The 20,299-nt window shown below is 76.5% G+C and carries 20 protein-coding genes; 10 read left to right on the forward strand and 10 right to left on the reverse strand.

The features are described 5' to 3' along the window. The first annotated feature begins 23 nt into the window (after positions 1 to 23). The 3 genes from HL054_RS10815 to HL054_RS10825 all read left to right on the forward strand — a co-directional run bounded on the left by HL054_RS10815 (position 24) and on the right by HL054_RS10825 (position 1,533). On the forward strand, positions 24 to 521 hold the full coding sequence (locus tag HL054_RS10815) for an Hsp20/alpha crystallin family protein (RefSeq protein ID WP_369138989.1): 498 nt from the start codon (positions 24 to 26) through the stop codon (positions 519 to 521). A gap of 69 nt (positions 522 to 590) precedes the next feature. Beyond that, a complete protein-coding gene (locus HL054_RS10820) occupies positions 591 to 932 on the forward strand; it encodes a helix-turn-helix domain-containing protein (protein WP_369138990.1) in 342 nt (113 codons plus the stop codon). A gap of 88 nt (positions 933 to 1,020) precedes the next feature. Next, positions 1,021 to 1,533, forward strand: a complete 513-nt coding sequence (locus HL054_RS10825) for a hypothetical protein (RefSeq protein WP_369138991.1) — start codon at positions 1,021 to 1,023, stop codon at positions 1,531 to 1,533. 85 nt (positions 1,534 to 1,618) lie between these two features. Here HL054_RS10825 and HL054_RS10830 read toward each other — a convergent pair whose 3' ends face one another. The 3 genes from HL054_RS10830 to HL054_RS10840 form a co-directional block, all read right to left on the reverse strand. Beyond that, entirely contained in the window at positions 1,619 to 2,557 is a 939-nt protein-coding gene (locus HL054_RS10830) for a quinone oxidoreductase family protein (protein WP_369138992.1), read from the reverse strand. Between the two features lie 152 nt (positions 2,558 to 2,709). Next, a complete protein-coding gene (locus HL054_RS10835) occupies positions 2,710 to 3,648 on the reverse strand; it encodes a M56 family metallopeptidase (RefSeq protein ID WP_369138994.1) in 939 nt (312 codons plus the stop codon). Between the two features lie 2 nt (positions 3,649 to 3,650). Beyond that, positions 3,651 to 4,019, reverse strand: a complete 369-nt coding sequence (locus HL054_RS10840; protein WP_369138995.1) for a BlaI/MecI/CopY family transcriptional regulator — start codon at positions 4,017 to 4,019, stop codon at positions 3,651 to 3,653. A gap of 114 nt (positions 4,020 to 4,133) precedes the next feature. Between HL054_RS10840 and HL054_RS10845 the strand changes: the two genes are divergently transcribed. Genes HL054_RS10845 through HL054_RS10865 form a run of 5 tightly spaced genes read left to right on the forward strand, consistent with a single transcriptional unit; the run spans position 4,134 to position 11,330 of the window. Further along, entirely contained in the window at positions 4,134 to 5,696 is a 1,563-nt protein-coding gene (locus HL054_RS10845) for a cytochrome ubiquinol oxidase subunit I (RefSeq protein ID WP_369138996.1), read from the forward strand. 19 nt (positions 5,697 to 5,715) lie between these two features. Then, a complete protein-coding gene (gene cydB / locus HL054_RS10850) occupies positions 5,716 to 6,735 on the forward strand; it encodes a cytochrome d ubiquinol oxidase subunit II (RefSeq protein ID WP_369138997.1) in 1,020 nt (339 codons plus the stop codon). Continuing rightward, positions 6,732 to 10,127, forward strand: coding sequence for a thiol reductant ABC exporter subunit CydC (cydC, locus tag HL054_RS10855; protein ID WP_369138998.1), 3,396 nt, complete (start codon positions 6,732 to 6,734; stop codon positions 10,125 to 10,127). The genes cydB and cydC overlap by 4 nt, the downstream gene beginning before the upstream one ends. Positions 10,128 to 10,175: 48 nt before the next feature. Further along, entirely contained in the window at positions 10,176 to 10,922 is a 747-nt protein-coding gene (locus tag HL054_RS10860; RefSeq protein WP_369138999.1) for a GAF domain-containing protein, read from the forward strand. A gap of 30 nt (positions 10,923 to 10,952) precedes the next feature. After that, positions 10,953 to 11,330 carry a DUF1801 domain-containing protein gene (locus HL054_RS10865; RefSeq protein WP_369139000.1) on the forward strand — a complete coding sequence of 126 codons (378 nt, stop codon included), beginning with the start codon at positions 10,953 to 10,955 and terminating at the stop codon, positions 11,328 to 11,330. 3 nt (positions 11,331 to 11,333) lie between these two features. Here the strand turns inward: HL054_RS10865 and HL054_RS10870 are convergent, their stop codons facing one another. Continuing rightward, positions 11,334 to 11,987, reverse strand: coding sequence for a hypothetical protein (locus HL054_RS10870; protein ID WP_369139001.1), 654 nt, complete (start codon positions 11,985 to 11,987; stop codon positions 11,334 to 11,336). A gap of 36 nt (positions 11,988 to 12,023) precedes the next feature. Between HL054_RS10870 and HL054_RS10875 the strand changes: the two genes are divergently transcribed. Further along, on the forward strand, positions 12,024 to 12,293 hold the full coding sequence (locus HL054_RS10875) for a hypothetical protein (RefSeq protein WP_369139002.1): 270 nt from the start codon (positions 12,024 to 12,026) through the stop codon (positions 12,291 to 12,293). Between the two features lie 95 nt (positions 12,294 to 12,388). On the opposite strand, the gene eutC is transcribed toward HL054_RS10875, so the two are convergent. From eutC to HL054_RS10900, 5 genes are all read right to left on the reverse strand, one after another. Further along, complete coding sequence (gene eutC / locus HL054_RS10880) at positions 12,389 to 13,126, reverse strand: ethanolamine ammonia-lyase subunit EutC (protein ID WP_369139003.1); 738 nt, start codon at positions 13,124 to 13,126, stop codon at positions 12,389 to 12,391. A gap of 71 nt (positions 13,127 to 13,197) precedes the next feature. Continuing rightward, positions 13,198 to 14,607 carry an ethanolamine ammonia-lyase subunit EutB gene (locus tag HL054_RS10885; RefSeq protein ID WP_369139005.1) on the reverse strand — a complete coding sequence of 470 codons (1,410 nt, stop codon included), beginning with the start codon at positions 14,605 to 14,607 and terminating at the stop codon, positions 13,198 to 13,200. Continuing rightward, entirely contained in the window at positions 14,604 to 16,067 is a 1,464-nt protein-coding gene (gene eat / locus HL054_RS10890; RefSeq protein WP_369139006.1) for an ethanolamine permease, read from the reverse strand. Before eat ends, HL054_RS10885 begins: the two co-directional genes overlap by 4 nt. Positions 16,068 to 16,168: 101 nt before the next feature. Further along, positions 16,169 to 17,119, reverse strand: a complete 951-nt coding sequence (locus HL054_RS10895; protein WP_369139007.1) for a pyridoxal-phosphate dependent enzyme — start codon at positions 17,117 to 17,119, stop codon at positions 16,169 to 16,171. Positions 17,120 to 17,139: 20 nt separating this feature from the next. Next, on the reverse strand, positions 17,140 to 18,486 hold the full coding sequence (locus tag HL054_RS10900; RefSeq protein ID WP_369139008.1) for an MFS transporter: 1,347 nt from the start codon (positions 18,484 to 18,486) through the stop codon (positions 17,140 to 17,142). Between the two features lie 237 nt (positions 18,487 to 18,723). Between HL054_RS10900 and HL054_RS10905 the strand changes: the two genes are divergently transcribed. Beyond that, the gene (locus tag HL054_RS10905; protein ID WP_369139009.1) at positions 18,724 to 19,683 is read left to right on the forward strand and encodes a hypothetical protein; all 960 of its coding nucleotides are present in this window, start codon (positions 18,724 to 18,726) and stop codon (positions 19,681 to 19,683) included. A gap of 4 nt (positions 19,684 to 19,687) precedes the next feature. On the opposite strand, the gene HL054_RS10910 is transcribed toward HL054_RS10905, so the two are convergent. After that, on the reverse strand, positions 19,688 to 20,290 hold the full coding sequence (locus tag HL054_RS10910; RefSeq protein ID WP_369139010.1) for a TIGR03086 family metal-binding protein: 603 nt from the start codon (positions 20,288 to 20,290) through the stop codon (positions 19,688 to 19,690). Between the last annotated feature and the right edge of the window lie 9 nt (positions 20,291 to 20,299).

A 20,299-nucleotide genomic window follows, 5' to 3' on the forward strand; every position in this document is an offset into this window, starting at 1 on the left:
CTGACCCCCGGAGGTACGCAGCCATGATGCTGACTTCCAACGACCCGTTCGCCGCCACGTCGGCCGCCCTGCGCGCCCTGGACCAGCTGACCGGCCGAGGTGGCACCACCACCGCCCGTCCGCTGGCCGGCATGCCGATGGACGCCTACCGGGTCGGTGACAACTTCGTCGCCCACTTCGACCTGCCCGGCGTCGACCCGGGGTCGATCGACCTGCAGGTCGAGGGCACCACGCTGACCATCAGCGCCGAGCGCTCGGTCCCGCAGATCGAGAACGCCCAGTGGCAGGTCGCCGAGCGGCCGTTCGGCAGCTACACCCGCCAGCTGGTGCTGGGCCGCAGCCTGGACACCGACCGGCTGGACGCCAGTTACCACGACGGGGTGCTGACCGTGAGCATCCCGGTCGCCGAGCGGGCGAAGGCGCGCAAGATCACCGTGAGCAGGGCGGACACCCCGACGTCGGTCGAGGGCCGCACCATCGAGGGCGAGCAGGCGAAGGACCAGCACGCGGTCGAGAGCTGATCGGCACCACCTCGAGGGAGGGGCGGGACCAGTCCTGGTCCCGCCCCTCCTCGCACTCCGGGAGACGACATGAGCACCGACCCCCTGCAGCCGCTGGACGACCCCGACCACCCGGTGCTGACGATGAGCCAGGCCGCCGAGCTGCTCGGCGTGCAGGCGGCGTTCCTGCGCAGCCTGGACTCCTCCGGCGTGCTGCACCCGCACCGCTCGCCCGGAGGTCACCGCCGCTACTCCCGGCACCAGCTGGAGCGCGCCGCCCGGGTGCGCGGCCTGCTCGACGACGGCCACCAGCTCTCCTCGGCCCAGGTCATCCTCGGGCTGCAGGACGAGCTGGCCGACGCCCGCGCGGACGCGGCGCAGGCACGGGGCGAACGGGACGCCACCGGAGGCGGGCCGGACATCGCATCGTGACCAGTCGACTACTCACAGGATGATCACAAGTTGATCACAACTATCCACCACGTGCATCCGACATCCCCCGGGCGGGTATCAGCTCGGCATGGCAACAAATGACTCCACCAACGCGTCCCGCGGCAACTCGCTCACCCATGACCGCCGGGCGAACACAACGGGAGCACACGTCGCCACCGCCGGCATCGTGGTCTTCCTGGTCGCGACCTTCCTGGACTGGGTGTCCACGGAGGGGGCCGACAGCACCTCCGGCTCCGGGTACGAGACGGACACCACCATCCCGCTGCTGGCCTTCCTGGGCATCGGCCTGGCCGTCGCCCTGCAGTACGCGGCGACCCGGGCCCGCGGCCGCCAGCACCGCGGCCTCTCCCTGACCGCCATGGCCGTCGGCATCGCCGCCGTCCTGGTGTCGCTGAGCTACGTCATCGACGTCCCGGGCGCCTTCGAGCGCGGCGCCGACCTGTCCACCGAGATCGGTGCCTGGATCGGCCTGCTCGGCGGCATCGTGTGGTCCGTCGGTGCCGGGCTGCTGGCCAAGGAGCCCGAGGGCGACGACGACTGGCACGACGGCACGACCACCGAGGCGCACCGCACCCGCTGATCGCACCGCGCGGCCGCTCAGGTCGCACCATGACGGGCACCCGACCCAGGCACTGCGCCTGCGGACGGGTGCCCGTCCTGCGTCGTCAGGGCACCAGCACGAACTTCCGGTGCGCCGAGGCGACCTGCCGCTCCCAGACCCGGGCGACGTCGGCCAGCGGCACCCGCTCCACCTCCACCGCGATCCGCCCGGCCGCCGCGTGCCCGGTGAGCTCGGTCCACCCGGCGGCCACCACGTCCGCCGGCACGTGCCGGGTGGTGTAGCCGAGCAGGTCGACCATCGCCTCCCGGAAGCCGCCGGCGGCCAGCTCGGCCGTCGCCGCCGCCGAGTGGCCGATCTGCACGTGCCGCATCCCCCGGCGGGCGGCGCCCACCGCGGCCAGCGCGGGCGCGCCCCACAGCGGGTCGATGGTCACGTCCACCCCGCCGTCGGCCGCCGTCCGGATGCGGTCGGCGAGCTCCGCCACCGGCAGGTCCCCGCCCAGGTCGACCGTGGCGTCGGCGCCCAGGCCCGCGAGCCGCTGCAGCGACGCGGCGTCCCGCGCGGCGGCCACCACCCGGCCGGCACCGAGCAGCTTCGCGGCCTGGACGGCGACCTGGCCGAGCACCCCGCTGGCGCCGAGCACCAGCACCGTCTCCCCGGGCTGCAGCCGGGCCCGCCACTGCAGCGGGAGCCAGGCGGCGAGCCCGGCGATCCCGAGCGCCACCGCGAGGCCGTCGTCCAGGGCGTCCGGGACGTCGAACAGCGAGCGCGCCGGCACCAGCGTGCGCTGCGCCATCGAGCCGAACGGGGCCACGCAGCCGTTGAAGTAGACCCGCCGTCCGCCGACCGTGCCCACGCCCTCCCGCCCGGCCACGGAGGGGAACGGCGGCCGGGTGACGAAGGTGCCGGCGGCGGTCGCGACGTCGACCGGGTTCACGCCGGCGACCCGCACGTCCACGACCACCTGGTCCGGGCCGGCCACCGGCTCGTCGAAGGACCCGAAGACGGGCGTACCGGGCTCGGTGAGCACTGCTGCGTCCATCCCCCGACGCTAAGGGGAGCAGCGCGCGCCCGCCCGTTCCGGTCGACGCCCAGGCTCACCCCGCAGCGTCCTGGCTCACCCCGCGTGCTCCTGGCTCACCGCACCAGCTGAGCCAGGAGCGCCCGGGATCAGGTCACCTGATCCCCGGGGCGTCACACCAGCGCGGGCAGCACCAGCAGCACGGTGGGCACCAGCAGCAGCGCGAGCGCGCAGGCCAGCGCCGCCCACCGGGCGGCGGCGGGCAGCGGTGCGGCCGGGGTGAGCAGCCGGCGCACCCGGACGGCGACCGCGCCTCCGGTCACCGCCAGCGCGCCGTCCGGCAGCTGACCCCCCGCGCCGGCCGCGACCGCCACGATCGCCGCGGCCAGCGTGCGCCGCGGGTCCGGCCCGGACAGCGAGCCGAGCGCGACGTCGTCCGCGCGCATCTCGACCAGGTCCCGCACGGCGTCGTGGGCCCGGTCGGCCGCCGGCAGCACCGGCAGCGCGGCCCGCCAGGCGACGAACGGCAGCAGCAGCAGGTGGTGGTGCTCGGCCAGGTGGGCGCGCTCGTGGGCGACCACCGCCTCGACCTGGCCGGCGTCGAGCTCGTTGACCATCCCCGACGAGAGCACCAGCAGCGGCCGCACGCCGGGGATGCAGAAGGCCACCGGCGCGGGGTGGTCGAGCAGCAGGGTCTCGCTGCCCGCGCCCCGGCCGCCGGGCCGCACCACCAGCTCGAGCAGCTCCCGGTGCCGCCGCCGGGTCCGGGCGGTGCGGACCCCGGAGAGCACCAGCACCCCGACCAGCTCCAGCGCGAGCACGGCGGCCAGGGTCTGGGCGACCCAGTGGTCACCGCGCACGACCTCCTGCGCCGGCTGCCGGGTGACCCAGTGCCACCAGGCCTCCGGGAGTGAGTGGCCCCACGGCGCCAGCCCGTGCACCAGCAGGGCGCCGATGATCGACAGCCCGCCGGCCAGCCCGATCGCCTGCCAGCACACCAGGGCGACCAGCGGGTCCCGGCGCGGCCAGCCGGACCGGGCCAGCGCCGCGGGCACCGGCCACGCCAGCAGCGCGGCCAGCACGCCCAGCGCGATCGCGCTCGCGGGCAGCACCGTCAGCGCTGCGGGAGCGCGTCCGGGTCGGCGGCGGCCAGCAGCTCCCGCAGCATCCGCACCTCGTCGTCCCCGACGCTGCCGACGAACCGGGCCAGCGCCGCCTGCCGGTCACCGGCCTGGCCGAGCACCTCGTGCATGAGGTCGGCGACGTGCTCCTCGCGGCTCCCCCGCGCCCGGAACTGCCGCGGCCGGGCGTCGTCGTGCTCGACGAAGCCCTTCTGCTCCAGCCGGGTCAGCACGGTGTGCACGGTGGTCAGCGCCAGGCCGCGGTCGACGAGCCCGTCCCGCAGCGCGGTGGCCGTGACCGGGCCGCCGACCGCCCACAGGTGCTCGAGCACCGAGCGCTCCAGCTCTCCCAGCGTGTTCACGGGTCCTCCTGTCGGACAGCTCACACAGCGCGTCTTCTACGATCCGTAGAAAGAGTCTTCTACTCGGCGTAGAAAGAACGTGTCGATCGTACGACAGCAGACGAGGAGACCGCGGTGGACGTGTTGGACATCGCCCGGTGGCAGTTCGGCATCACGACCGTCTACCACTTCATGATGGTCCCGCTGACCATCGGCCTGGGCATCCTGGTCGCCGTCATGCACACCATGTGGGTGCGCACCGACAAGCCCGAGTGGCTGCGGATGACCCGGTTCTGGGGCCGCATCTACCTGATCAACTTCGTCCTCGGCGTGGCCACCGGCCTGGTCCAGGAGTTCCAGTTCGGGCTGGCCTGGAGCGAGTACAGCCGCTTCGTCGGCGACGTCTTCGGCGCGCTGCTGGCGCTCGAGGCGCTGCTGGCCTTCTTCCTCGAGTCGACCTTCCTGGGCCTGTGGATCTTCGGCTGGGGCCGGATCCCGAAGAAGGTGCACCTGGCCACCCTCTGGGCGGCGGTCATCGGCTCGGTGGTCAGCGCGTACTTCATCATCGCGGCCAACTCCTGGATGCAGCACCCGGTCGGGGTGGTCACCGACGACGCGACCGGCCGCCCGGTGCAGGTCGACTTCTTCGCGGTCCTGAGCAACAACACCGCCGTCGCCGCGTTCAGCCACACCATCGTCGCCGCGCTGATGGTCGCCGGCGCCGCCCTGGTGGGCATCGGCCTGTGGCACCTGCGCAGGCGCACGCTGGCCGGCGCGCCCACCACGGACGTCGACCACGGCGTGTGGCGCCGCTCGGTCCGGCTCGGCGGCTACGTCTCGGTGGCGGCGTTCCTGCTCACCGCGGTGACCGGGGACTACCAGGCCAAGCTGATGTACCAGCAGCAGCCGCTGAAGATGAGCTCGGCCGAGGCGCTCTGCGAGACCGAGGCGCCGGCGCCGTTCTCGATCTTCGCGTTCAGCAAGTTCGGCAGCCAGGAGTGCGACGACGTCCACTCCTGGACGGTGCCCTACCTGCTCTCCTACCTCGCCCACGGCGACTTCTCGACCGCCGTGCCCGGGGTGAACGACCTGCAGGCCGAGTACGAGGAGGCCTACGGCGCCACCTACCCCGACGACCCGTCGTACGGCGACCTGGCCGGCGAGCCGATCGACTACACCCCGCTGCTGGCGGTCACCTACTGGAACTTCCGGCTGATGATCGGCATGGGCATGGTCTCGGCCGGGGTGGGCGCCCACGCCCTGTGGGCCACCCGCAGGGGCCGCGTGCCGACCAGCCCGGTCGCCGTCTACGGCTCGCTGCTGGCGATCGGCGCCCCGTTCGTCGCCAACGCGTCGGGCTGGATCTTCACCGAGATGGGCCGCCAGCCCTTCGTCGTGTACCCGAACCCCGACGTCCCGCGGGCCGACCAGGTGTACTTCTTCACCGCCCAGGCCGTCTCCCCCGGCGTCAGCGCCGGTGAGGTGCTGACCTCGCTGATCACCCTCACCGCCGTGTACGGCGCCCTCGCCGTGGTCGAGCTGTGGCTGCTGGTCCGGTTCGTCCGTGGCGGGGTCACCGCCGGCGACGGCGCCCCCACCCCCGGGCACACCCCGGAGGGCACGCCGGACGACGACCTCCCCGGCGGCCGGGACGGCGGGCGCGAGAAGCCCGACGACGTCCTGTCCTTCGCGTACTGAGTCCTGAGGAGACCTGACCATGGACCTGCAGACCGTCTGGTTCGTCGCCGTCGCGGTGCTCTGGACCGGCTTCCTGCTGCTCGAGGGCTTCGACTTCGGCGTCGCCGCGCTGCTGCCGGTGCTCGGCCGCCGCACCGCCGACCGGCACCTGATGCTCCGCTCGATCGGCCCGCTGTGGGACGGCAACGAGGTCTGGCTGATCACCGCCGCCGGCGCGGTCTTCGCCGCCTTCCCCGGCTGGTACGCCACCTGGCTGCCGGCGCTGTACCTGCCCTTCGTGCTGGTGCTCTTCGGCCTGATCGTCCGGGCGGTGGCGTTCGAGTGGCGGCACTCGCACCACACCGACCGGTGGGACACCACCTGGACGCACGTGATCACCGGCGGGTCGCTCATCGCCGCCCTGGGCATCGGCGCGGCGCTGGGCGCCACCACCCTGGGGCTGCCGATCGACGCCGACGGCAACCGGGTCGGCGGCGCGTTCGCCGGCGTCGGCTGGCCGGCGGTGCTCGGCGGCGTGGCGGTGCTGTCGTTCTCGCTGGTCCACGGCGCGGTCTTCCTCGCGCTGAAGACCGACGGCCCGGTGCGGCTGGCCGCCCGGCGGTTCGCCCGCCGCTGGTCGCCGGTGGCCGCCCTGCCGCTGCTGCTGTGGGCCGGGATCGTGCAGCTCCAGGACGGCACGGCCGTCACCGCGGTGCTGTGGCTGGTCGCCGCACTCGCCGTGCTGGTCACCTGGGCCCGGGTCCGGGTCGACCGCGAGGGGCAGGCCTTCGCCGCCTGGGCCGTGGTGCTGCTGGCCTCGGCCGCGACGATCTTCGGCTCCGTCTACCCGGTCGTCGTCCCCTCGACGATCGACTCCGCCTTCGACGTCACGATCTCCGACGCCTCGGTCAGCGACTACACGCTCACGGTGATGACCTGGGCCGCCGGGGTCGGGCTGCCGGTGGTGCTGGCCTACCAGGCCTGGACCTACTGGGTCTTCCGCCAGCGGCTGACCGCCGAGCCGGAGACGCCGGAGGCCGCCGAGCAGGTGCCCGCATGACCAACACCGGCCCGGACCGGGCCCGCGGCCCGCTCGGTGCGCTGGCCGGCGTGCCGGGACTGACCGGGGCGCTGGCCCGCGCGGCGGCCGCAGCTCTCGTCCAGACCGCCGGCGTGGTGCTGCTCGCCGCCGGGCTCGCCCACGCGGTCGCCGACGTCGCGGCCGGGACGACGCCCGGCACGTCGCTGCTGGTCGCCCTGGCCGGCGCCGCGGTCCGGGCCGCGGGCAGCGGGCTGGGCAGCGTCCTCGCCACCCGGGACGCCCGCCGCGCCGAGGACACCCTGCGCCGCCGGCTGCTCACCCGGCTGCTGGACGGCGAGGGCGAGGCGGTGACCGCGGCCGGCGGCACCGGCCCGGCCGCCGTGCTGGCCACCACCCGGCTGCACGACCTCGGGCCCGCGCTGGCCACCTACCTCCCGGCGCTGGCCTCGACGATCGTCGTCCCGCCGGTGCTGCTGGTGGTGCTGGGCGTCACCGACTGGCTGTCCGCGCTGCTGGTCGCGGTCACCCTCCCGCTGGTGCCGCTGTTCATGGTGCTGGTCGGGCTGCACACCCGGGACGAGACCGCCGAGGCCGCCCGGGCGCTGGACCGGATCGCCGGGCACGTCGCCGAGCTGGTGCGCGGCCTACCGGTGCTGGTCGGCCTGGGCCGGGCCGCCGACCAGCTGAGCGCGCTGGCCGAGCTGGGCGACAGCCACCGCCGCCGCACCCTGGCCACCCTGCGGATCGCCTTCCTGTCCGCGCTGGTGCTCGAGGTGCTGGCCACGCTGTCGGTCGCGCTGGTCGCGGTCACCGTCGGCATCCGGCTCACCTCCGGCTCGATGGGCCTGGACGTCGGCCTGTTCGCGCTGCTGCTGGCGCCGGAGGCGTTCGCCCCGCTGCGGGCGCTGGGCTCGGCGCACCACGCCGCCGAGGACGCCGCCGAGGCAGCCGCGGCCGCCCGCGCCGTGCTGGCAACCCCCGCGGTCCGGCCGCTGGTCGCCGAGCCCCCGGCCGGCGCGCTGCGCGGCATCTCCGTCACCGGCCTGACCGTCGCCTTCCCCGGCCGCGGCGCCCCGGCCGTCGCCGAACTCGACCTCGCCGTGGCGCCCGGCGAGCTGGTCGCGCTGCGCGGTCCCAGCGGGTCGGGCAAGTCGACGGTGCTGGCGGTGCTCGCCGGGCAGCTGCTCGACGGCGGCACCGCGAGGGTGGCCGGCACCGTGCTCTGCCCGGCCGACGTCGCCGTCGTCCCGCAGTTCCCCACCACGGTGGCCGACACCGTCGTCGACGAGCTGCGCACCCACGCCGGGGACGCCGACCCCGAGCGGGCCACCGACCTCGCCGACACGGCACTCGCCTGGGTCGACGGCGGTCACCTGCGCGACCGCGCCTGCCGCACCCTCTCCCCCGGTGAGCTGCAGCGGGTCGCCCTCGCCCGCGCCCTGGTCCGGGTGCTGCGCGGCGCCCGGGTGCTGCTGCTCGACGAGCCCACCGCCTCGCTGGACGCCGCCTCGACCGCGGTCGTCGCCGAGCTGCTGCTCCGGCTGCGCGGCTCGCTGTGCACGGTGCTGGTCACCCACGAGCCGACCCTGGCCGCCCTCGCCGACCGCACCGTCCACCTGACCGGGACCGGAGCCCTGCCCCCGCTCACCTCGGTCCCGCCGTCCGCGGCCGCTCCCCCTGCCGACGCCCCGCTGCCCGCGGCTGCGGCTGGCAGCGAGGTCACGCCGGCGGCCGCCGAGGTGGCCGCGCTGACCTGGCCGCGGCGGGCGGTGGCCCGGGCCGTCGGCTACGGCGTGGCGTCCAGCGCCGCCGGCGTCGCGCTGACCGCGGTCTCCGGCTGGCTGATCGTCCGGGCGGCCGAGCAGCCGCCGATCCTCACCCTGATGGTCGCGATCGTCGGCGTCCGGGCATCCGGCCTGGGCCGGGCCGCGCTGCGCTGGCTGGAGCGGCTGGCCGGCCACGACGCCGCCTTCCGGCTCGCCTCGGCCACCCGGCTCCGGCTCTGGACCGCGCTGGTCGCCCAGGGTCCGGCGGCCGACCGCACCCCGGGCCGGGCGCTCGCCCGCCTCGTCGGCGACGTCGGCCTGCTGCAGGACCTCTCGGTGCGGGTGGTCACCCCGCCGCTGGTGTCCGCGGTCGTGCTCACCGGGACGACGGCGGTGCTCAGCGTCATCGACCCGCGGGCCGGCGCCCTGGTCGGCGCGGTGCTCGCCGGCGCCGTCCTGGTCGTCCTCGGCGTGCACCGCCGGGCGGACCGCGGCCCGGCCCGCTCCGCCGCGGAGCTGGAGACGGTGACGCTGCAGGAGACCACCGCGACGCTGCAGGCCGCCGGCGACCTGCGCGTGCACGGCCTCGCCCCGGCCGCGGTCGACCGGCTCGACGCGCTGGGCCGGCGGCAGGGGCGGGCGGCCGCGGCCGGCGCGACCGCGGCGGCCGTGGGCGAGGCGGTGGCGGTGCTCGCCACGGGTGCGGCCGCCGTGCTCGCGCTCGCCGCCGGGGCCGCCTCGGTGCGGGCCGGGGAGCTCTCCGCGCCGGTGGCCGCCGTGCTGGCGCTGGCCCCGCTGGCCCTGCTCGAGCCGCTGAGCGCGATCGGCACCGCCCGGCGGCGCCGGCTGGAGTGGCGGGACGCCCGGTCCCGGGTCGCGGCGGTGCTCGCCGAGCCGGTGGCCGCCGACCCGGCGCCGGCCGACCGGCTCCCCGCGCCGTCGCCGGTGCGCGAGCTGGCCGCCGAGCACCTCACCGCCGGCTGGCCGGGCCGGCCGCCGGTGCTCACCGACCTCGACCTGGTGGCGACCGCCGGGAGCGGCTGGCTGGTGGTCACCGGGCCGTCGGGGTCGGGCAAGTCGACGCTGCTGGCGGTGCTGATGGCCGCGCTGCGCCCGACGGCCGGCGACCTGGTGCTCGGCGACGGCCGCCGTCCGGTCCCGGTCGCCCGGCTGACCCGGGAGGACGTGCAGGCCGCCATCGCCTGGTGCCCCCAGGACGCACACGTCTTCGACGCCTCGGTGCGCGCCAACCTCGCCCTCGCCCGGCCTCGGGGCGAGCTGGCCGGTCCCGGCGGCGAGCGGGCGATGCGCCGGGCGCTCACCGACGCCGGGCTGGGCGGGCTGCTCGGCACCCTGCCGGCCGGCCTGGACACCCCGGTCGGCGCCGGCGGCACGTCGCTGTCCGGCGGTGAGCGGCGGCGGCTCGCGGTGGCCCGGGCCCTGCTGGCCGACCGCGACGTCGTCCTGCTCGACGAGCCCACCGCGCACCTGGACCCGCCGACGGCGGCCTCGCTGGTCGCCGACCTGCGCCGGGCGCTGGCGGGCCGGCTCGTCGTCTGCGTGACCCACGACCCCTCGCTGGCCGGGGGGCACGACAGCGTGCTGGATCTGGGCAACTCCGCAACGGCACCGGCGCGCCGCTGACCGACCCCCGCCCGGGGGCTCGCGGACGGGGGCGAGGACGGTGGGCCCGTGACCCTCGCCGAGCGTTTCGCCGCCGCGCTCGCCGACACCCGCGCGGACCCCGGCACCGATGCCGACGACCAGGACGGGCACCTGCTGCCCGACCGGCTGGCCCGGGCGGTCACCCGGGTGCTGGACGTCGACGGCGCCGGGCTCAGCGTGCTGGCCGGGCCGCACGGGCGCGCCCCGCTGGGTGCCAGCTCGCCCGACGCGGCCCGGGTGGAGCGGCTGCAGTTCACCGCCGGCGTCGGGCCGTGCCGGCTGGCGCACGCCTCCGGTCAGCCGGTGTTCGTCGTCGAGGCCGACCTGCGGCACCGCTGGCCGGCCTTCGCCGACCTGCTGTTCACCAGCACGCCGTTCCGCGGGATCGTCGCGCTCCCGCTGCGGCCGCCGATCTCCGGTGCGCTGGACCTCTTCCTCCGCGACCCGGGCGACGTGGCCCGCCTCGACGTCTTCGACGCGGTGACCGTCGGGGACCTGGTGACCTCGGCCCTCGCCGACGCCGCCGTGTTCTCGACCTGGTCGGAGGCGACCGGCCCGGACTGGCTGCACAGCCCGGCCGCCGAGCGGCGGGCGCTGGTCTGGCAGGCGGTCGGCCGCGCCGGCGCCGCGCTGGACCTGGACGCACCCGCGGCGCTGGCCCTGCTGCGCGCGCACGCCTACACGGCGGGCCGGTCGGTGGACTCCGTCGCGGCGGACCTGGTGCGCGGCCGGCTCGTCCCGGCCGACGTGGCCGGTCGGCCCGCCGCGGGCTGAACTCCCCGGGCATGGGGCAGGCTGGGCGGCATGCCGCAGAACCCCACCGTCGAGGAGTTCCTCGCCGAGCTGGACCACCCGCGCGCGGCCGACGTGCGCCGGCTGCGGACGGCGATCATGGCGTCCAACGACGGGCTGACCGAGCACGTGAAGTGGAAGGCGCCGAGCTTCTGCTGGCGCGGCGTCGACCGGGTGACCTTCCGGCTGTTCCCCGCCGACCACCTGCAGCTGGTGTTCCACCGCGGGGTCAAGCCGCAGGACACCGAGGGCTTCGTGTTCGGTGATGACGCCGGGCTGCTCCGCTGGGTCGCCACCGACCGCGCCGTGCTGACCCTCGGCGACCCGGCCGACGTCGCCGCCAAGGAGGCGGCGATCGTGGACCTGGTCAACCGCTGGGTCGCGGTCTGACCCTCAGTCGCAGACCGGCCCGGCCGGCACGTCGACCCGGATCTCCCGCCCCAGCTCCGCGTCGACCAGCGGCAGGTCGTCGCCGGACCAAAAGCTGCCCGGGTCGTAGGCGGTGACCGGCCGCTTCGCCGGCAGCAGCCCCATCGCGGTGTAGGTGGTCGCGACCAGTTCCGCGCAGAAGATCGTGTCGTTGGTCTGGTGCCGGCGCAGCTTGCCGTTGGCCCAGCCGCGGGCCAGGTGCCGGGTGGTCGGGAACGGCTTGCCGTCGAGCCGGGCGATGGTCCGCAGCACGGCGTCCTCCATCTCCCGGGTCACCCCGCCGTCGTCGGCCGGACCGACCAGCTGGCGCATCCAGGCCTGCTGGCCGTAGCGCTTCTTCCACACGCAGACCGCGTCGGACAGGTCGTGCAGCTGGACGCCCCGTTGGTGGCGCCCGGACCACACGTCGGCCAGCGAGTGCCCCAGCTCGGCGTGCCACAGCAGCGGCGGCAGGTCCTCGATCACCACGGCCATTCCGACGTGGTTGACCGGGGCGTTGGTGACGGTCTGGATGGCGCGGTCGGCCAGCGAAGCGCCACGGAAGACCCAGACGTCGCCGGTGCGGGTCAGCTCCACGGCCTCGGGCAGCGGGAGGGCACCGACGGACGGACGCGACACGACACGGGAGTGAGCCACACCACTACGGTAGCGGTCATGCGCCTGTCCAAGCTGCTCGGAGTCGCCGGGATCGTCGGCGTGGCTGCGACCGGTGCGGTCCTGGTCCGCCACGAACGGCACCGCCGGGCCTACACGGCCGAGGAGATCCGGGCCCGGCTGCAGGGCCGGGTCGTCGAGGTGGCCACCGCCGACGCCGACCCCGACCTGGTGCCGGACTGGCCCGCCGAGGTCGAGCGGCCGCAGCGGCACCCGATGGAGGCCCTGCTGTCCACGGTGATGAAGATCGGTCCGCTCCGCCGCATGTGACCGTGGCTCCGGCGCCTGCTCCGGGTGGTGCCCTCGCGCGCAGTCGAGCCCTGCCCACAGATGCGGGCAGGGCTCGATCGTGCCGGGACCACCGTTCAGGCGGCGCCGGGCGGCAGTGCCGTCCCCTCGTCCTTGAGCACCACGCCCGAGGCACCGAGCTCCCGGGATGCCTGCAGCAGCGCGACCAGGGTGTCGGCAGCCTGCGCGTAGCCCAGGCCGTGCGGCGGGCGGACGTTGGAGATGCAGTTGCGCTCCGAGTCGGCCCGGCCCGGCCGCGGCGCGAAGGTCAGGTAGAGGCCGAGGCTGTCCGCCGAGCTGAGCCCCGGCCGCTCCCCCACCACCACGACGACGATCCCCGCCCCCAGCGCCTCGCCCACCGGGTCGCCCAGCGCCACCCGGGCCTGGTGGGCAAGCACGACCGGTGCGACCGACCAGCCGGGCAGCCGCTCCAGCACCGCCGCGACCGTGCCGGCCGCGTGCTCGTGCACCGCCCGCGGGGACAGCCCGTCGGCGAGCACCAGGGCCAGGTCGGCGGCCCCGCCGGGCAGCTCGGTGCCCTCGGCCAGCCGACGTCCGAGGTCGGGTCGCTGCAGGTAGGTGGCCCGGTCCGGCGCCTGGCTGTGCACCTCGAGCACGTCCAGCCCGACGCAGGCCGCGGTCAGCGCGGCGCGCACCAGGTCGGCGTCCAGCGCGGTGTGCACGGCATCGCGGGCGGCCGCGTGCGCGGCCCGGAACTCCAGCTCGCGGGCCGTGGGCAGCCCGTCCCCGGCCCGCCCGAGCGCCACCCGCGCCCGGGTCGCGTCCCGCAGCAGCGCCCACGGGTCACCGCCCACCGGAGGGCGAACATGGCCATGTTCGCCGGCGTCCGAGGGGCGGAGATGGCCATCTCCGGCCTTGGGGGCGGTCATCGGGCGGCCGCGAGCAGGGCCCTGGCGGCGGGGGCGTCGGCAGCGAGCTCGCGGACCCGGCCGGCGTCGTCCAGCAGGTCCATCCGCGCGAGCCAGGCCTCGAACTCCGGCGCCGGGCGGAGGTCCAGCACCGAGCGGGCGGTCAGCACGTCCTGGAACGACAGCGACTGGTAGTGCAGCATCACGTCGTCCGAGCCCGGGACGGCGATGACGAACGAGCAGCCCGCCGCGCCCAGCAGCAGCGTCAGGGTGTCGGTGTCGTCGCCGTCGACGTCGGTGTGGTTGGTGTAGCAGACGTCCACGCCCATCGGCAGGCCGAGCAGCTTGCCGCAGAAGTGGTCCTCCAGCCCGGCGCGGACGACCTGCTTGCCGTCGTAGAGGTACTCCGGCCCGATGAAGCCGACGACGGTGTTGACCAGCAGCGGGTCGAAGTGCCGGGCCACCCCGTAGGCGCGGCACTCCAGGGTCTGCTGGTCGACGGGCCCGTCGACGCCGTGGTGCGCGTCGGCCGACAGCGCCGAGCCCTGGCCGGTCTCGAAGTAGGTGACGTTGCGGCCGACCGTGCCCCGGCCCAGCTCCAGCGCGCCCGCCTGCGCCTCGGCCAGCAGGTCCAGGGTGACGCCGAACCCGCGGTTGCCCGCCTGGGTGCCGGCCACCGACTGGAACACCAGGTCGACCGGGGCGCCCCGCTCCAGCGCCCGCAGCGTCGTCGTCACGTGGGCCAGCACGCACGACTGGGTGGGGATCTCGTAGCGGCTGATCACCGCGTCGACCAGCTCCAGCAGAGCCACGGTCTGCGCCGGGGAGTCGGTGGCCGGGTTGATGCCGATGACCGCGTCGCCGCTGCCGTGCAGCAGCCCGTCCAGGATGGACGCGGTCACCCCGACCGGGTCGTCGGTCGGGTGGTTGGGCTGCAGCCGGGACGCCAGCCGGCCCGGCAGCCCCAGCGTGCTGCGCAGCCCGGTCACCACCCGGGTCCGGCGCGCGACGGCGACCAGGTCGGCGTTGCGCATCAGCTTCGACACCGCGGCGACCATCTCCGGGGTGAGCCCGCGGGCCAGGCCGGAGATCGCCGGCTCGTCCCGCTCGGCGGCCCGGGCCAGCAGCCACTCGCGGAAGTCCCCGACGGTCAGCGACGCGACCTGGGCGAAGGCGGCGGCGTCGTGGGTGTCCAGCACGAGCCGGGTGACGTCGTCCTCGTCGTAGCCGACCACCTGCTCGTCGAGGAAGGTGGCCAGCGGGACGTCGGCCAGCGCGATCTGCGCGGCCACCCGCTGCGCCTGGGACTCTGCGGCCACCCCGGCCAGGACGTCGCCCGAGCGGGCCGGGGTGGCCTTGGCCAGCAGGTCCGACAGCGAGGCGAACTCGTAGGTGTGCCCGCCCAGCGTCGCCCGGCGGACCGTCACCGCAGGTCCTCGTCGGCGGCGGCCAGCGCGGCGAACTCCTCCTCGGGCGCGGAGGCCACCAGGTGGTGCCGGCTGTAGAGGGCGAAGTAGGCCAGGAACAGCGCGTAGGCGGCCAGCGTCCAGAGCGCGGCCTCGACGTCGACGAGGAACGTGGCCACCACCGCGGCGGCGGCGAGCACCAGCGCGACACCGGTGGTCGCCACCCCGCCGGGGGTCCGGTAGGGCCGCGGCAGCTCCGGCTCGCGGCGGCGCAGCACGATGTGGCTGAGCATCATCAGCACGTAGGAGACGGTCGCGCCGAAGACGGCCATGTTGAGCAGCATCGCGCCCTGCCCGGTCAGCGACAGCACGAAGCCGATGGCGCCGGGCACCAGCAGCGCCAGCACCGGCGCCTTGCGGGCGTTGGTGACCGACAGCGCGCGGGGCAGGTAGCCGGCCCGGGACAGCGCGAAGGTCTGCCGCGAGTAGGCGTAGATGATCGAGAAGAAGCTGGCCACCAGGCCGAACAGCCCGGCGTAGTTGACCACCCGGGTCAGCCCGTCCGACGCCCCGGCCACGGCCAGCGCGTCGACCGGCGGGTTGCCGGACTCCGCCATCGCCGCGGAGCCACCGGCGCCCGGGGTGAACACCAGCATCAGGACGGCGAGGGCGACGAGCACCGCCATCGCCGCGATGATCCCGCGCGGCATGGCCCGGGCGGGGTCGCGGGCCTCCTCGGCGGCCAGCGGCACGCTCTCCACCGCCAGGAAGAACCAGATGGCGAACGGGAACGCCGCCCAGATGCCGATCACGCCGTAGGGCAGGAAGTCCGAGGCGCCGGCGGCGTCGGTGGGCGCGATGTCGAGCAGGTTGCCCGCATCGAACTGCGGGATCGCGCCGACCAGGAACACCACCAGGCCGGCCAGCGCGATGACGGTGACCACGAACATCGCCTTCAGCGCCTCGCCCACACCCAGCAGGTGCACGCCGATGAACAGCGCGTACACCGCCAGGTACACCCACCAGCCGTCGGTGATGCCGAACAGGCCGAGGGACTCGACGTAGGCGCCGATGAAGGTGGCGATCGCGGCCGGCGCGATCGCGTACTCGATGAGCACCGCGATGCCGGTGGCGTAGCCGCCCCAGGGGCCCAGCGCCCGGCGGGCGAAGGTGTAGCCGCCGCCGGCGGTCGGCAGCGCCGAGCCGAGCTCGGCCAGCCCGAAGACCATCGCGGTGTACATGACCGCCATCAGGACGACGGCGATCAGCAGCCCGCCGAAGCCGCCCTCGGCCAGCCCGAAGTTCCAGCCGGCGTAGTCACCGGAGATGACCGCGGAGACCCCGAGGCCGGCGAGCAGCAGCCACCCGGCCGTGCCGGAGCGCAGTTCGCGCTTCTGCAGGTACCCGGCGTCGACCGCCTCCGCCTCCACCCCCCGCCCGGGTCCGTGCGGTGCGCGGGCGGCTGCGGGTTCGACGGTCATCGGGGGCCCTCCGGCTGGGCGCCCGCCGGTTCGGGCGCGCGGCCAGCGTGTTCCCCCCGCCCCCGCCGGTCAACGGGGTGCGACGCTTCGGAACACGTTGTTCACGAGCGGTCGAGCAGGTCCCCCGCCAGCCGGCTGGCGTAGGGGTGGCCGAACAGCCCGGGCAGCCCGCCGGTGTGCAGGTAGACCGTCCGCTGCCCCGGGACGACGGTGCCGTCCCGGACGGCGGCGGTGAGCCCGGCCAGCGCCTTGGCCGTGTACACCGGGTCGAGCACCAGCCCCTCGGTGCGGGCGGCGGTGGTCATCGCCGCGGCACCGGCGTCGGTGAGCTCGCCGTAGCCGGCGCCGACCTGGTCGCGGCGCAGCTGCAGCGGACCGGGCGTGGCGCCCAGCGCGGTGGCCAGCGCGGCCACCCGCTCGGCCGGGTCGGGCACCGCACCGGTGTCCACCCCGAGCACCCGGTCCGCGCCCAGCCCGGCGACCAGGCCGGCCATCGTGCCGCCGGAGCCGACCGCCACCACGACCGTCCGCAGGTCGGGCAGCTGCTCGGCCAGCTCGTGGGCGCAGGCCAGGTAGCCGCGGGCACCGGTCGGCGTCGACCCGCCCAGCGGCAGGACGGCGGGCACCTCGCCGGCCGAACGCAGCTCCGCGACGACCGCGGCCACCTGCGCGTCGGCGTCCGCACCCGGGACGACCAGCACGACCCGGGCGCCGAACAGCTCCGCCAGCGCGAGGTTGCCCGGCCGGGCGGGGTCGGGTGCCCCGGTGAGCACCAGCACCGCCCGCAGGCCGCGCACCGCGGCGGCGGCCGCGGTCATCCGGGCGTGGTTGCTCTGCACGCCGCCGGTGGTGACCAGCACGGTCGCGCCGGCCGCCTCCGCCTCACCGACCAGGTGCTCGAGCTTGCGCACCTTGTTGCCGCCGGCGAAGGAGGTGAGGTCGTCGCGCTTGACCCACAGGTCGTCGGGCCCGAGGCCGAGCGCGGCGGCCAGCCGGGGCGCGGGGTCCAGCGGGGTCGGCCAGGTGGAAAGGCGTACCGGGGCGGTCGTCACCGGGCCAGCCTGCCAGGCGGTCAGCCCACCTCGAGCAGCGTCAGGTCCCGGACGTAGCTGCCGGTGCCACGGCGCACCCGGGTCGCGGCGGGGGCCAGCACGACGGCCACCGGACGGCGGCCGAAGAGCACCGGCTGCGCCCACCCGGCACGGGGCAGAGACGGCCGGCGCAGCGCCGGGCCCTCGATGCCCAGCACGAGCACCGCGGCCAGCACCGCCATCAGCGCGACCGTGCCCAGCGCGACCGGCAGCCCGGCGTGCTCGGCGAGGAAGCCGATGACCGGCGGGCCGCCGAGCAGCCCGGTGTAGCCGACGGTGGTCGCCAGCGCGACGCCCGAGGGACCGCCCAGCGCGCCGGCCCGGGCGATGGCCAGCGGGAAGACGTTGGCGAGGCCCAGCCCGACCAGCACGAACCCGGCCAGCGCGACGGGCAGCGAGCTCGTGGTGACCGCGGTGAGCGCCCCGGCGGCGGCGAGCAGGGAGCCGCCGACCAGCAGCCGCCGCTCGCCGAGGACGGCGACCAGCCGACCGCCGGCCAGCCGGCCCGCGGCCATCGCCGAGGAGAACCCGGCGTAGCCCGCCGCGGCCAGCGCCGGGGCGGCGTGCACCTGCTCACGCAGGTGCAGCGCACCCCAGTCCGACAGCGCACCCTCGCCGTAGGCGGTGGCCCCGGCGACGGCGCCGAGCACGACCAGCACCGCGGTCGGCCGCGGGCCGCCGTCCGCACCGGCCGGCCGGGCGGCGTCCACGGTGGCCTGCCCGGCGTCGGCGCCGACCAGCACCGGGCCGGCCCAGGCCATCACCGCCAGGCCGACGACGGCGACCGCGACCAGGTGCGGCGCGACGCCGACCAGCCCGGACGCGAGGCCGCCGACCAGGGCGCCGAGCAGCCCACCGCCGCTGAACGCCGCGTGCAGGCCGGAGAGCAGCGGGCGTCCGGCCCGGGCCTCCACCTGCACACCGACGCTGTTCGCGGCGACGTTGACCGCACCGGTCGCCGCGCCGAAGAACAGCAGGGCGGCGCACAGCCCGGGCACGCCGGTGGCGAACCCGGGCAGCACGGCGGTGACGCTGGCCAGCACGCCGGCGAGCGCGGCGGTCAGCCCGGTGCCCAGCCGGGCGCAGAGGGCGCCGGTGAGCTGCATGCAGGCGAGCGCGCCGAGCGACAGGCACAGCAGCGCGACACCGAGGGCGGTGTGCCCGGCGCCGGTCGCGGCGCTGACGTCGGGGACGCGGGCGGCCCAGCTGCCGAAGACGAAGCCGTCCAGGGCGAACAGGACGGCAACGGCGGCGCGCAGCCGGGACGGCGACGGCGGGGTGGCACGGGCACGGGACAGCAGGGCACGGGACAGCAGGGAACGCAGCATGGGGACCTTCACGGAGTGGGGACGCATCGGCCGGCACCGCAGAGCGGTGCGGCGAGGGGGTCGGAAGAGCACACGACCTCGGGCGCTGACTCCACGGTGCCAGCCGTGGGTGTGCGATGCGTGTCCGCAGCGTGTCCGGAGGGCGTGAGTGTGCCCACGGTGCCGTCACCTCCGTCACAGCCGGCTGCGGCGCCTCCTGCGGTTGCCGCACCCGCCGCCGCCGGAGAGGCTCCGGGGATGACCGGGACCTTCTCCCGCGGACTGGTCGCCGGCGCTGCCGGCACCGCCGCGCTGCACGCCGTCACCTACCTCGACATGGCCCTGCGCGGCCGGCCGGCCAGCACCGTGCCGGAGCAGCTCGTCGACGCGATCGCCGACGCCACCGGCACCGCGGTGCCCGGTCGGGGCGCCGAGCGCGACGCCCGCCGCCGCGGGCTCGGGGAGCTGGCCGGCATCGTCAACGGCGTGGGGCTGGGCGTGGTGTTCAGCCTGGTCCGGTCGGCCGGGGTGCGGCTGCCGTTCCCGGTGGGCGCGGTGGTCAAGGGCGCCGCCGCGATGGCCGCCATCGACGTCCCGGTCGCGGCGCTCGGGGTCAGCGACCCCCGGCGCTGGTCGCGCGAGGACTGGCTCGCCGACGCCGTGCCGCACCTGGCCTACGGCGCCGTCACCCAGGCGGTCGTGGCCGGCCTGCCGACGCCGGAGGAGCGGGCGCTCCCGCGGCAGCCGGCAGGCGGCGGGCTGGTCGGCCGGTCGCTGCTGCTGGGCGTGGCCGCGGGCAGCCGCAGCTCGCTGGGGCTGGCCGGGCCCACGCTGAGCGCCGCCGACGTCGGCGGGCTGAAGAAGCTGGCGGCCGGCGTCTCGCTCGCCGGGGAGCTCTACGGCGACAAGCAGCCGTCCACCCCGGACCGCACCGGCGCCGCGGTGCTGCCGGCCCGGCTGGGCAGCGGCGCGGCCGGCGCGGCGCTGCTGGCCCGCCGCCAGGGCGCGAACGCCGCGCTGCCGGTGGTCGCCGGGATCGCCGGCTCCGCGGCCGGGTCGTTCGGCGGGCTGGCCTGGCGGCGCTGGGCGGGCACCCGGATGCCGGCGCTGCAGGCCGCGCTGGTCGAGGACGGCGCCGCGCTGCTGCTCGCCGCGGCCGCCTGCCTGCCCGGCCGGCGCCGCACCACCCGGCTGACCCTCGTCCGGCCGCCGGCCTGAGGGGTCAGCAGCGCCAGCCGGGGTCCCGGCCGGTGAGCCCGAGGGCGCGGTCGAAGGCGGGTGCGTCGGCGGGCACCGGCACCTCGGGTCCGTACCAGCCGCCGTCCCGGCCCATCGCGGCCAGCGGCGCGACGGCGGCGAGCACCGCCTCCCCGAGCGCGGGCGGGACGTCGTAGGGCGCGTCGACCGCGCGGGCGAGGTCCCAGCCGTGCACGGCGAACTCGGCGAGCAGCAGCGGCCCGACGACGCCGGCGGGCATCGGCGTGGTGCCCATCAGGGTCTCCCCCTCCCAGGCGGCCGGGTCGGCCCAGGCGTCGGCCGCCGTGTCCAGCTCGGCGGGGACGGCGGCCGCCCACTCGTCGACCGGCACGCCGTCCAGGAAGGGCGCCGGGGTGAGGCGGCTCCAGTCGTGCTCCAGCGGGGTACGGGTGGCCGCCCGCTGGGAGAGCAGCGCCGCCCAGGCCAGGTGGTCGACCAGGGCGCGGACGTCGTGGTCGCGGCACGGGGTCGGGGCGGTGAGCAGGTCGGCGGGGACCGACCGGAGCGGGCCGGCCGCCAGGTCGGAGGCGGCGCGGACCGCGGACGGCGGGTCGAGGGGCTCGGTCATGGGGCCAGC

The organism is Modestobacter versicolor (assembly GCF_041028285.1).
In the GTDB taxonomy this organism is placed as follows: Bacteria; Actinomycetota; Actinomycetes; order Mycobacteriales; family Geodermatophilaceae; genus Modestobacter; species Modestobacter versicolor_A.

Coding starts and splice junctions, on each gene's coding strand:
- HL054_RS10815 (WP_369138989.1), top strand. CDS start 24: ATGATGCTGACTTCCAACGACCCGTTCGCCGCCACGTCGGCCGCCCTG.
- HL054_RS10820 (WP_369138990.1), top strand. CDS start 591: ATGAGCACCGACCCCCTGCAGCCGCTGGACGACCCCGACCACCCGGTG.
- HL054_RS10825 (WP_369138991.1), top strand. CDS start 1,021: ATGGCAACAAATGACTCCACCAACGCGTCCCGCGGCAACTCGCTCACC.
- HL054_RS10830 (WP_369138992.1), bottom strand. CDS start 2,557: ATGGACGCAGCAGTGCTCACCGAGCCCGGTACGCCCGTCTTCGGGTCC.
- cydB (WP_369138997.1), top strand. CDS start 5,716: ATGGACCTGCAGACCGTCTGGTTCGTCGCCGTCGCGGTGCTCTGGACC.
- cydC (WP_369138998.1), top strand. CDS start 6,732: ATGACCAACACCGGCCCGGACCGGGCCCGCGGCCCGCTCGGTGCGCTG.
- HL054_RS10865 (WP_369139000.1), top strand. CDS start 10,953: ATGCCGCAGAACCCCACCGTCGAGGAGTTCCTCGCCGAGCTGGACCAC.
- HL054_RS10875 (WP_369139002.1), top strand. CDS start 12,024: ATGCGCCTGTCCAAGCTGCTCGGAGTCGCCGGGATCGTCGGCGTGGCT.
- eat (WP_369139006.1), bottom strand. CDS start 16,067: ATGACCGTCGAACCCGCAGCCGCCCGCGCACCGCACGGACCCGGGCGG.
- HL054_RS10900 (WP_369139008.1), bottom strand. CDS start 18,486: ATGCTGCGTTCCCTGCTGTCCCGTGCCCTGCTGTCCCGTGCCCGTGCC.
- HL054_RS10905 (WP_369139009.1), top strand. CDS start 18,724: ATGACCGGGACCTTCTCCCGCGGACTGGTCGCCGGCGCTGCCGGCACC.
- HL054_RS10910 (WP_369139010.1), bottom strand. CDS start 20,290: ATGACCGAGCCCCTCGACCCGCCGTCCGCGGTCCGCGCCGCCTCCGAC.